At 60.2% G+C, this 12,488-nt stretch carries 6 protein-coding genes; 3 read left to right on the forward strand and 3 right to left on the reverse strand.

Annotated features, from left to right (window positions below):
* The first annotated feature begins 55 nt into the window (after positions 1-55).
* Genes OR601_RS06830 through OR601_RS06840 form a run of 3 tightly spaced genes read left to right on the forward strand, consistent with a single transcriptional unit; the run spans position 56 to position 2,499 of the window.
* Positions 56-1,546, forward strand: a complete 1,491-nt coding sequence (locus tag OR601_RS06830) for an aminotransferase class V-fold PLP-dependent enzyme (protein ID WP_265591472.1) — start codon at positions 56-58, stop codon at positions 1,544-1,546.
* On the forward strand, positions 1,533-2,048 hold the full coding sequence (gene sufU / locus OR601_RS06835) for a Fe-S cluster assembly sulfur transfer protein SufU (RefSeq protein WP_265591473.1): 516 nt from the start codon (positions 1,533-1,535) through the stop codon (positions 2,046-2,048). Before OR601_RS06830 ends, sufU begins: the two co-directional genes overlap by 14 nt.
* A 1-nt stretch (position 2,049) precedes the next feature.
* Entirely contained in the window at positions 2,050-2,499 is a 450-nt protein-coding gene (locus OR601_RS06840; RefSeq protein ID WP_136012067.1) for an RrF2 family transcriptional regulator, read from the forward strand.
* Positions 2,500-2,807: 308 nt separating this feature from the next.
* On the opposite strand, the gene OR601_RS06845 is transcribed toward OR601_RS06840, so the two are convergent.
* The 3 genes from OR601_RS06845 to OR601_RS06855 form a co-directional block, all read right to left on the reverse strand.
* Positions 2,808-4,067 (reverse strand): C40 family peptidase, encoded by a 1,260-nt coding sequence (locus OR601_RS06845; protein ID WP_265591474.1) that lies wholly within the window; start codon positions 4,065-4,067, stop codon positions 2,808-2,810.
* 437 nt (positions 4,068-4,504) lie between these two features.
* Positions 4,505-5,377: a class II fructose-1,6-bisphosphate aldolase gene (fba, locus tag OR601_RS06850; RefSeq protein WP_265591475.1), complete on the reverse strand. Its 873-nt coding sequence runs from the start codon at positions 5,375-5,377 to the stop codon at positions 4,505-4,507.
* 321 nt (positions 5,378-5,698) lie between these two features.
* Positions 5,699-12,265: an isopeptide-forming domain-containing fimbrial protein gene (locus OR601_RS06855; RefSeq protein WP_265591476.1), complete on the reverse strand. Its 6,567-nt coding sequence runs from the start codon at positions 12,263-12,265 to the stop codon at positions 5,699-5,701.
* Positions 12,266-12,488 lie beyond the last annotated feature (223 nt).

Below are 12,488 nucleotides of genomic sequence, written 5' to 3' on the forward strand. Positions count from 1 at the left end.
GCCCACGCCGCCCCACGGTCGCTCTTCTCCCCTCTTGCCTTTAAGGAGGCGCTCTATGACTTCTGATTCCTCTTCTATCCAAGCCCCCGCCACCTCCTCGGATGCTGCCAGCAACTCCACTCAAGTGGCCCCGGCCGCTCCCAGCCCCGCGGAGCCTACCTCTACGCAGATGGGACCCCGCACCCAAAACGCCGCCCCTGCGCAGGATGCCTTGACCTATGCCACCGCCTGCGACTCTTCAGTGGGCTCCCGCGGCCCGGGTGACTTGGCAGAGACGGCCCAGCTTACGGCCTCTCCGCACTTATCGGCAGAAGAGGCGGCGAACATCCAGATCAACCCCTATAAGGCCGACTTCCCGCTCTTTGCCGCAAAGCCCGGCACCTTCTTCTTAGACTCCGCAGCCACCGCCCAACGCCCTGCCTGCGTCCTAGAAGCCCAGGAGAAGTTCTACGAGAGCACCAACGCCAACCCGCTGCGTGGCCTCTACGAGCTGTCAGTCGAGGCCACAGAAGCCATCGATGCCGCCCGCGCCAAGGTGGCCCGCTTCATTGGCGCCGATGACCCTCGAGAAATTATCTTCACTCGCAACACCACCGAGTCGCTCAACTTGACAGCCCGCTCCTTGGGCGACCTGCTGCTTCGCCCTGGCGACGAGGTGGTCATCACCGTCATGGAGCACCACTCCAACCTCATCCCCTGGCAGCAGATCTGCCGAGCAGCCCACGCCAAGCTGGTCTACATGTATCCCGACCAGGAGGGGCACCTATCCGACCAAGAGATTGCCGAGAAGATCGGCCCCCGCGCCCGCATCGTCTCGGTGGCCCATGTCTCCAACGTGCTAGGCATCGAGAACCCAGTGAAAAAGATCGCTGAGCGCGCCCATGAGCAGGGCGCCGTCTGCATCGTGGACGCCGCCCAGTCTGCGCCTCACATGAGAATCGACGTCAAAGAGCTGGGTTGCGACGTGTTGGCCTTCTCGGCCCACAAGGTCTTTGGCCCCATGGGCATCGGCGTGCTTTGGGCCAAGATGGACCTGCTCGAAGCCATGCCGCCCTTCCTTACCGGCGGCGAGATGATCGACTCAGTGACCGAAACCGAGGCCGTCTGGGCCCCCGTCCCCGAGAAGTTCGAGGCCGGCACCCAAGACGCCGCCGGCATCCACGCCACAGGGGTCGCCCTGGACTATGTGGACGCCGTGGGCATGGACGCCATCCAGGCCCGCGAGCAGGCCCTGGTCACCTATCTCTACAATCGGCTCGCCAGCCTGCCCTACGTCACCATCTATGGCCCCACCAACCCGGTCAAGCGCCACGGTGTGGTGGCGTTCAACCTGGACGGCATCCACCCGCATGATGTCTCTAGTCTGCTGGATACCAAGCATGTATGCATCCGCGCTGGCCACCACTGCGCCCAGCCTTTGCTGCTGCGCCTGGGAGTGGACAACACCAACCGCGCTTCGGTTGCATTCTACAACGATAAATCCGACATCGACGCCCTTGTCGATGGCCTTGACTTTGTTTGGGGGATCTTCAATGGGAGCCGCTGATCTTTACACACCCGCCCTGCTGGAGCACGTGAGCCATCCGGATTACAACTACGAGCTGGAGGGCGCCACCTGCTCCCATGAGGGCATCAACCCCAGCTGCGGCGATGACCTCACCCTCCATGTGAAGCTGGGAGACGACGGCGCCATCGAGGACGCCTCCTGGACCGGCGTGGGTTGCGCGGTAAGCCAAGGCTCTGCCGACATGATGAGCGACCTGGTCATTGGCCGCACCCCTGCCGAAGCCAAACAGCTTTGCAACCTCTTTGGCCGCATGGTGCGCGGCGAGACTCTGAGCGACGCCGAGCGCGAGGAGCTGGACGAAGCCATCTGCCTGGAATCCATCTCCCATATGCCCGCCCGCGTCAAATGCGCCGAGCTGGCCTGGCGCACTTTGGACGAGATGCTCTCCGGCGCCACCGAGCCTTCCTCCACCGAGGGCGACGATGCTGCTGCTAACTCCCCCGCCCCGGCAACGGCAGCCAGCCCCCAGGACGGTCGTTAGCATGACCGGAGCCATTTCTACCAAGGGCCGCTATGCCCTGCGCGTCATGCTCGACATTGGCCGCCGAGACGGCTGGGTCTCTCTGGGTGACATCGCCCAGCGCCAAAATATCTCCCGCAAGTACCTGGAGCAGGTCATGTCTCTGCTCATCAAAGCGGGCTATGTGAAGAGCCAGCGCGGCAAGGGCGGCGGCTATCGCTTGGCCGAATCCCCGGAGCACTACACCGTTGGAGCTATTTTACGCGTTGCCGAGAATGGCCCCCTCACACCTGTGAGCTGCCTGGATTGCACCACCGATACGCTCTGTCCCCGCGCCGACGAATGCCCCACCCTGCCCCTCTGGCGCGAGCTGGGAGAGGTGACTGCGCGTTTCTTGGACTCCAAGACGTTGGCAGACCTTTTGGTAGACGCTAACGGCAATCCTGTGGAAGAGATTCCCAGCTGCCGCTAAGCTGGCTACAGGTTTGCTGCTGCAAGCTGTTGTCTGCAAGAACAGGCGCAACAGGCACTTCAGGTCAGGCACTTCAGGTCTCAGATCAACTAGCTACGTCCCTCTAAAAATAAGCTACCTTAGCTACATATATGTAGCTAAGGTAGCTTTTCTTTATCGGTTACACTAAATGTAACTAACGTAGATTGTTTTCTGAGGCAATCCTACCCCATACCCGCCAAGCTGAGGTACTCCTATCCCATACCAACCAGGCACGTTAAACGAGTCGCCAGGCATTCCGGTGAAGCGCAATCACGCCGCACACAGCCTTAGGCAGGCCAACCTCCGCGCCACTGGCCAAGGCCACCGTAGAGCGGGCGCAAAGAAACGCCTACGCGCTCGTTACCGGCATCGATGATCATATTGTTGCCGGCATAGATGCCCACATGGCCGCTGTGCCACACCAAGTCGCCGGGAAGCAGCTGGCTCACGGGCTTCTTGGGAGTGCGGTCTGCCTGGCTCTCGGAGTAGTGGGGCAGGCTGATGCCAGCCTGAGCAAAGCAGTACATGGTAAAGCCAGAGCAGTCAAAGCGGCGGCCCACAGGATCGCAGGCACCATAGGCATAACGGCTACCAATCATGGAATAAGCGGCGTCCAGCACGGCTTGGCGGGCAGAGGAGCTACCCTGAGGGCGCGAAGTGGTGCCGGAGGAGGAGCCGCCGCCGGAAGCGCTGGAGTTTCCACCGCTCGTGCCTCCGCCGTTGTTAGAAGCACCGCCACCATTGTTGGAAGCACCGCCACTGTTGCTGCCGTTGCTAGAGGCTCCCCCACCGTTGTTGGAGGTATTGCTCAGGGCGTTGTTCACCGTGGCAGCCACCTCGTTGCGGGCAGAGGCAGCCTCTTGCTCGGCTTGGGCTCTGGCCGCTTCTTGCTCCTCTGCGAGCTTGGCCTTGACGTCGGCATCCAAGCCGTTCACATAGGCCTCCGCGTCAGCGACGGCAGAGTTCAAAGAAGCTTGCTGGCTTTCCTGATCGGCCAATAGCTGGGTTTGCTCGGTCTTCTGGTTCTCCAGCTGGGTCTTGGTGGCTTCCAGCGTCACCTTTTGGTTCTCCAGCGACGTCTGCAAGTCCTTGGTCTGCTGAATGGTGTCTGCCTGCTGTTGCGAGACCTTGTCGGCGTAATAGACGCGAGAAATAAAGTCATCAAAGCTGTTGGCGTTGAGAATGATGGAGAGGAAGTCAAGGCCGCCAGCTTTGTAGTCCAGGGCGACGGTGCGGCCAAGGTTGGAGCGGCGCTCGGCCAGCTCGGCGGTTTTGGCCTCGATGTCTGCCTGGGTATCGCTGATCTTTTGGTTGGACTCGTCGATTTGGGCTTGGGTCTCTGCCAGCTTGACCTTGGTGCCGTTGAGCTGCTCGCTTACCGAGCCGGCTTGATCGTAGAGGTCGTCCAAGCGAGCGTTGGCCGCATCGAGCTTGGCCTGCAAATCAGAAGCGGTGTCTGCATAGACAGGAGCGGGAGCCACAGCTCCCAAAGACAGTGCCAGCAACGTGGCTCCAGCGAGACCACAGAGTTTGGTTTTTAGCGTCATGGCGCCTCTCTTGGTTGCATATATAGTGTTCCGGCTAGACGCGAGGCTCAGAAGTAGAGAATCGCCGCCGGGGAATGGGGCTTGAGTGTTCCCAAGAGACGGGTGTCATCCCATGGGATTCTCTATTCTAGAGGGCCTATCTGCTCATAAGCGTAACTGAGCAGCACCTCCATAGACCCTAAATGCGGCCAGCGGCGCAAAATCAGTTCCAAACTGCATCGCAAATGGGACCTGCCGATAAAAACAACCCCCTTGAGCTGGGTAAACAAAAAGTCCCCTGAAAAAAGAAAAGACCCCACCGGAGCGGGGCCTTTTCTCGGCATTGAAGGAAGGGGATTTGAGATTGCACCTTCCTGATATGTCAGTGAAAGGCGATACGATGCCTTTTGGGCCTCGCCAGCAGCGCAAAAGCAGCAAGCAAAGCCGTGAGCGAGAGGTTAGTTCCAGCCCTTGTTGGCAGAGCCAAACTCCTGGATCTTCTCGGCGGTCTTGGCCTTGATGGCCTCGGCGCCGGGCTTCAGGAGCTTGCGGGGGTCGAAGCCCTTCTCCTTCTTGAGGCCGCCGTCGGCGATGTAGGCCTCGGTGGCGTCGGCAAAGACTACCTGGAGCTCAGTATTGACGTTGATCTTGGCAACGCCCAGGTCGATGGCCTTGGCGATCTGGTCGGCGGGGATGCCGGTGCCGCCGTGAAGTACCAGAGGCAGATCGCCCACCTCGGCCTTGATGGCCTTGAGCACGTCGAACTGCAGGCCGGTCCAGTTGGCAGGATAGAGGCCGTGGATATTGCCGATGCCGGCGGCCAGCATATCGACGCCCAGCTCTGCGATGGCCTTGCACTCGGCAGGATCGGCGCACTCGCCAGTGCCGGTGATGCCGTCCTCGGTGCCGCCGATGGAGCCCACCTCAGCCTCGATGGAGATGCCCTTGGAGTGGCAGATCTTCACCAGCTCAGCAGTGTTCTTCATGTTGACGTCGAAGTTCTCCTCATGGGAGCCGTCGTACATGACGGAGGTGAAGCCGGCGTCGATGCACTCCAGGCAGGCGTCGTAAGAGCCGTGATCCAGGTGCAGGGCCACGGGCACAGTGAGGTCGAGAGCGTCATACATGGCGTGGACCAAGGCAGACACGGTCTTGTAGCCGGTCTGGTACTTGCCGGCGCTCATGGAGCACTGAATGATGAGGGGGGACTGGGTCTCCTCGGCAGCCGTCATGATGGCATGGCACCACTCAAGGTCGTTAGTGTTGAAAGCGCCTACGGCATAGTGACCGGCCACGGCATTGTCGAGCATTTGCTTTGCGTTGACGAGCATGTCTAACCTCCATTGGTCAAGGTGTCGTCAAGGGTCCCCTTCCTGTGGCGACCCACACATCTATGGTCATTATGACGGGCCGCAGCCGCGGGCTACCCCCTCGATCCTTGATTTGCTCCAAATTTCCGATGAAATGCCCAAAGTCCCTCTCTTCGCTCGCAAATATGTCCTTTTATCAGCGGTCATTTATCTTTGTACTAATAACAATGCCCCCTCTTCTGCATCCAAAAGATGAGAAGGGAGGGCATCGCGAAAGGGCTTCAAGGCGTCATCGCCAGCGGCTCCCGTTGCCGAGAAACCCGTGCCGCCTCAACCTAGAACCTAGGCCTCGTGGCGACGTTTGCGCCACACCAGCGCCGTGGCGCCTACCGCCGCAGCAGCCAGAGCCCCCAGCCAGCCGGCGGCAGAGGCACTGTCGCCGGTCTTGGGAAGGATGCGCCGCAGGAGCGCTGGTGCGGGCTTGAGCGTATTGGCTGCATCCACTGGAGCCTCTGCAGGAAGCACCGGGCCGGTGGCGTCGTTGGGATAGGCAGCCGGCGTGGGATCGGTAGACAGCGAGTTGGCGAAATCGCTGGTCTTGGCAGGCTCTCCAGGCTCAGGGCGAGGCTCGGTGCCAAAGATGGTGGCCGTGGTGGAGTCGGAGGGGTTCACATAGGAAGCCACCGCATGGTTGCCAATGTCTTTGCCCTCGGCCTCCTCAGTGACCTGCGCGTCGAAACGCAGCTTGATGGTCTCGCCTCCCTTGAGATAGCCGCCGTAGACCGACAGCGAATGGGAGAACGGGTCGTAGACAGTATCCTGCACTTCCTTCTCGGCGCCGCCCGGCAGGATCATCTTGAGAGAACCGGAGACCACCTCGAGGCCCTCAGGAAGCTCGTCGGAGATGACCAAGTCATAGCAGCAGGTGGAGGGGTCGTCCTCGTTGGTGACGGTGATCTCGTAAGCCAGCAAGTCGCCCACATGCACCTGGCCGTCCTCATGGGGCGTGGTGTTGGCAGACTCTTTGGAGACCTGCACCTTGGCAGGATCGGGGTCAGAGGGAGCCACCGGGCCAGAGGTGCCGGGGCCGCTCTCGCTCTGGGGACCGGACTTGAAGAGTCCGTAGGTGAGCGACAGGGGGCCTGCCATAGCGCGCACGCCGTCCGAGGCCTCGCGCTCATAGTTGGCCTCGAACTTGTAGGTGCCCACCTGGGACAGGTCGATGGGCTCGTCGGCGCCCACCTCCACCCACTGGCCGTCGGCGCTCTGGCGCATGAGCTTGAAGTTTTGGCGCTTCATGCCCACAGGGATGTTGAGGCCGCCCTTGGACTGGGCCAGATTGAGCGCACGCTCGAAGAGCTGCTCTTGGGTGATGGTGCCCTTGCTGATGTTCTCAGAAACCTGGATGTCGGCGCTGAAGGCATCCGGCTTGTCCTCAGGCTCGCCGCCCTCCTCATCCCACACGATGTGATGGAGCACCGCGGTGACCTTGGCGCCGCTGGGCCGCACAAAGGTGGTGGTGAGGGTAGACTCGCCGGTTGCAGTGAGCGCGGTGGATTCGTCGCCTGTGACCTCGCCTGCCAGGTCGCTCGCGTCGGCGGCAGCCTGCTTGAGCTCGGACTCCTTGGCATGGAAGTGCAGGGTATCGGGCTTAGCGGACAGGTCATGGCCGTCAGCCTTGGCCAAATCCCTCAAGGTAGCCAGAAGCTCGTCGCGGGAGACCGCGGTCTTCTCGGCATCGTCGGCTACTTTCTTCACCTTGACGGTGTACACCAGGGTGATGTCGGCAGGCTTCTCGGGATCGCGGTCTTTGTCTGCCGGGTCGTCGGCAGGCGGGTTCTCGTCGCCAAAGGGACCAGGGGTGCCGTCGGGAATCTTGATCTCTTTGGGAAGTTCGGGGGTATGGTCTGGGTCGTCCGGATCGGGCTCGGGGTCTTTGACAGTGTCGGTGGGCTTGGTGCCAAAGGCGCGCGCCACGTTGGGCAACGTCTGAGGCTCGTTGTAGTTGAGGCGCTCGGAAGTGACTTTCACCTTGAAAGTGGCGATGGCAGACTCGCCGCCATAGATGTGGCCTACGGCGATATAGAGCTTGCGGCTGGCGGCATTGTAGTCTGCGGTGAAGTCATCCTGGGTCAGCTTGGCGCCCAGGTTGGTGGTGACCTCGATGGAGCCGGGGATGTATTCCATGCCGGCGGGCAGCTCGTCTGCCACCTTGGCGCCGTAATAGGCCGAGCCCACCTTGCTGTTGGCGAGCGTGATGGTGTAGAGCAGCTGGTCGCCCACCTGCACGATCTCTTGGTTGGCGCGCTTCTCGGCGCCCGGAGTGGCATTGGACCAGGTCTTGGTGATGGAGATATCGCCTTGGTCGGGATCGGGATCGGTGGGAACTACCACGAGATCGTGGTCGTCGCGGTCGTCGGGATCTTTGGCGGGGTCGTCCGAAGGGTCGTCCTTGGGGATGGGCACAGTGACGATGACCTCGATGCGCTCAGGATCGCCATCGGGATTGTCAGGATCGTCGCGCTCGATGACCACGGGGATGTCCACATGGTCTGCCTCGGGATCCTCTTCGCGCTTCTTCTTGATCTGCTCCTCGACCTCTTTGGCGATGTCCTCTGGGGTCTTGGGATCGTCTGTGTCGCCGATCTTCACGATGCGGTCGCCCGGCTTGATAGGGCTGGGGTTGTCAGGGTCAGGCTTGGGATCCGCATCAGGGTTGGAAGGGTCTGAGGGCAGCGGCTTCTTGGCATCGTCCAGCGGAGAGTCAGGCGTGACCTTGTCCACCGGCACGCCGGGCTTCACTGGGTCTGTGGGCGGGTTGTCCGGGTCGGGCGTGGGGTCAATCAGATCGCCGCCGAGAATATCCTCCACCTCCTTGACCGGGTCTTTAGGATCTGCAGGATTGGGATCGGGAGTGGTGGGATCTGCGGCGGCGGTGACCTTATCTACCGGGTTGCCGTCTTTGTCGAGGCGGTTGTCCCAGTCGAACTGGTCCTTGTTCACGCCGTAGATGCCCTTGGCAGAAGACTCGCTGGTAAGCTGCGGCGTGCGGTCGGGGTTGGCAGAGTCGACGACGCTGGTCTTTACCTCCACATCCATCTTCAGGGTATAGGTCTCCTCACCAAAGATGGTGGTGAGCGAGTCTACGGTGACCACGCCGTCTTTGATCTTGTCTTTCACTTGGTCGGTGAGGTCGATTTCGTTGCCCAGAGGATCGACGGCCACCAGCTTCTTGAAGATGGCGTCAGCAGGCACCGAGATGGTGACCACCGGGTCGATGCATGCAGAGTCTGGCGTGGTATTGGTGACCTTGACCACCGTGCGCAGCACATCGCCGGGGCGGATGGTGCCGTCTTCTCGGGTGGTGTCATAGGTGGTTTGCGTAATGGAAAGCTCGGGCTTCTTTGCGAGGTCGGGGAATACATAAACGTCGAAGGACTTGGTGGCGCCCGAGAACGCGCCAGTGCCCTTGAGCGTGGCAGTGATGGTGGTTTTGCCTGCCGAGAGAACCTTGGCCTTGGCCGCCACACCGTAGTCTGTCTTGTTCTCCACATAGGTGCGGTCGGTGGTGTAGCCGTTGGGCTCAATGGAAATCACCGTGGGATTGGAGCTGGTGAACTCGATGTCGCCGATGGAGTTTGTTTGCACATAGAGCGGGAACCAATCGTCGTGGTGGACGGTGACATTGCCGTCATCGTCTACCTCGTCGCGGAAGCTCTTGACCTCGATGTCGTCGCGAATGTTGCGCTTTGACTCGTCCTCCCCTTCCGCAAGCGCACGATCGCGTTCGTGGGTCTCGTCGAGCTTGAGCTTGGCATCGTTGGCTGTTTGCTGGCTGTCTTCCAAGCCCTCGCCATTGGGCACGTAGCCGGTGCCATCCTCGTTGAAGAGCTTGAAGTCAGGGACCGCAAGGTCGATTTGAACCACAGACTCGCCGGTGTCGGATTCGTAGTAGTTCACATAGGCTGAATCGTTGTGAGCAGGCGTAAAGGGCTCGCCTGGGCCGTCTTTCTTGAGGTCGCTTGGACCTGCAGGCTCGTCTTCCTGGGTGTCGCGTGGCGCGGCGCCCTCCTTGGCGCTGGTATACTCCACCAACACGGTATGCTCGTTGCCTTGGCCGCTTTTATCGGCAAGGCCAAAAGCCTCTAGCTGCGAGCGGGTGAGGTTGAAGTACGCCATGGAATGCTCGCGGCCCGCGTCGTCCTTCTCGATCCACTGGTTGGCGGTCTTGGCATCTTCCATGTCTTGGCGGGTGAGCTCTATGACGCCGCCGTGGGCTTCGCTTACCTTGCGCCCATCGATATAAAGCTGCAGGCGGCCGGTGGGAGCCTTGCACTTGGCAGAGCTCATGGCGCCGGAGCCATCTGGCAGCAGTCCGCTGGTAATATCCACCGGCACTACCAAGTGATTGTTGGTAGCGGCGTTGAAATTGCCCGCATTGTCGTCCTGCGCCCAGGTGGGGGCGGTGTAAGTCTTGCTCTGCTGATTGCCGTCTTGGTCGGTGTACGTGAGTGTGACGCCTTGCTTTACCTCAGCAGTAGTAGCCGAGCATACGGGGTAGATGACGGCTTGTCCTGTGGCGCTATGCCCCCAATAGGTTTGGGCGAATGTCGTGTTGTTGTGATATTGATCGGAGCGCACCTCGATCTCGTAGAGGCCGGCGTCAGACGGGGTATGGCTGCCGGTTACCGCAGCACTCAAAGCCTCGCCGTCCTCGTTCACCTGTTGGAAGTTGTACTTGATGGCCCCGTTGTCGTTGAGGCTTCCGCCGGCAGGATTCTCCACCCTGATAGGATTGGCTTGCACGTCCACAGGGGTCAGCGCTTCGCCGTCGTAGTACTTGCTCCAGTTTTGCTTGATGAACGTCTCGTCCAGCGTGAAGTGCTCCCATTCCTTGGCCACAGTGTCGCCGGAGCCTGAAGAACCGGAAGGCAACGTGGTGTTAGAGGAGAGGAGCTTGTCGCCCACATAATAGTGGAAATTAGCATCGATCTGATGATCTCGGTTCGTGCCGGCCGGCAGCCATAGATAGAGCTTGCCCTGAAGGAAAGATGCCGGGGCTCCATAAGGCGGGGTAGTGGGGAACTTGTCAAGCAAGAGCTCCCACGACTCAAGATGGGCATTGAGATTGGGGGTCACTCCAGCCTCGCTGGCCATCGACTCGATCTTAGGCGCCACGTTCACCGTCATCATGGACACCTTGGTCTTGTGCTCCAGGTCGCCGTAGGCCAAGCCATCGTTGTCGTTGCCCTGGAAACGGCCGGGAGTGCATTTCACCGAACCGCCGGTGATGACTACATAGCCCTGATTTCCGCCAATCTCCAAAAATGAAGGGTTGCCGCCAAAACCAGGCTCCAGAGTACCGCCTGTAATAAGGATGGTATGGCCCGTGTTGGTGCCACCGCAACCTTGGCCAAAGGCGTTGGAGTGAAAGTAGCCTTGGGCCTTGATATAGCCGCCGTTGATGGTGATGTCGCCCGCAATGGTGTGATTTGCAGTGCGAGAGATGAGGGCATCCCGCAAAGGATAGGTGGTAGTGTGGCGTGACATGCCGCCGGTATAGGTGCAGCCGCCGCCGATGGCAGCGCCGTGGTAGGAGGCGCTGGCATCCACAGTGCCGCCATTGAAGGTGGTAGCGGTACCGCCGCCTGCATGGCCGCCGCCGATGCCGCACCCAGAGCCGTTGCCGCTGGGGTTGCCGCCAATGGCGCCGGGGTCTTGGGCATAGGCTCGGATGTTGCCGCCATTGAAGGTCATGTCGCCAGAATTCTCGATGGGACCGCCGCCAATGGCAGCAGAGCGGACGCCGCTGTAGACCGCCAGAGAACCAGGGTTGGCGCTCTCGAGGTTAGAGAGGCTGGAAGCCAGGTCGGAGCCCTTCCCCGTCGAGGTCTTCACTGTGCCTTCTTTGGAGACATAGCTGACTCCCGCAGGAATCATGCCCTGCTCGGGAGTGATGGGGTTTCCGGAGGTGTCCACATTGGTCACCGCGTCGTCGATCACCAGGACCGAGCCCTCGCCGCAGCGAAGGCCGGGAAATTGTGCAGCCGAGGTATCGTTGCTGCCCGTGTCTTTCGTGGCGAAGTTGCTGTTGTAAAGAGTGTTGGCAGTACCATCCGCAAGAGTGATATGCACAGTGGTTTTGTTGGCCACATCTGCCTCTGACACCTCAGAGGTGCCGTTGCCAGAAACATGGGAGTTGGTTGCGATGTCCATGGGGAACTTGCTTTTGATGTTCACGCCAGCGAAGACGATGTTGGCATGGACGCCAGGGGCCACTCGGATACCTGTGGACACGGCAGTGCCGGCGCCGGCGGTATTACGGATGGTATAGGTGCCGTTTTGCTTGATCACCAGCATGGATATGTTTTGGGTGTTGGTGCTCCCCGTAGGAAAGCGACGGCCGTCTTGGTATTGCAAATCCTCGTTGCTGCCGCGACCAATGCGAGTATAAGCAACGGTCTCCAACGCATAGTCGGTGCCAGCCGTGCCACCAGAGACGGTGAGCCCACCGTAGTCGGTCTCCACACCCGCAGCTGCAGCGGCCTTCTTGAGCACTACATCGGCAGTGTCGTTCACAGAAGGCGTCACTAGCTCCACGCTCACCGCAGCAACAGGAGCTGCCTCTTGCGAGGAGGGCGCGTCCTTCTCGGCAGGGAGGGCGTCTGGGGCCTCTGGTTGGCTCTCCTCTGGAGCGGCTTCCTCAGAAGGTGCGGGGTCTGCCGATGCCTCTGGGGCCAAGAGGGCTGCCTCAGACTCCGAGGTGGCCAAAGCAACAGAGTCCAAAGAGGGCGCCCCTAGCTCATCGGCCAGCACCTGCATTGCGGCACCCGGAGCGAACATCTGAGTAGCCAGCAGGAATGTGAGCGCGAAGGCAAAAATGCGTTTCTTGATCATTGATACGTTCATACTTCTGCCTCTCATAAGAAACGTAGGGCTCAGAGGGCGACGACAGGTCTTGCACCCTGATCGCCTAGGGGGTCCAAAAGTAGAGTTATCTCTGAGTATACTCTGATAACCCATATTTTCACGTCACAGAATCCACTAATTTATGCCACTGGTTGCCGAGGTTAATTGCTATAGTTTTATATTTTTGTATATCTATATTTTATATTTATATATAGTGCATGCA

This window comes from Leptogranulimonas caecicola (assembly GCF_023168405.1).
Taxonomy (GTDB): Bacteria; Actinomycetota; Coriobacteriia; order Coriobacteriales; family Atopobiaceae; genus Leptogranulimonas; species Leptogranulimonas caecicola.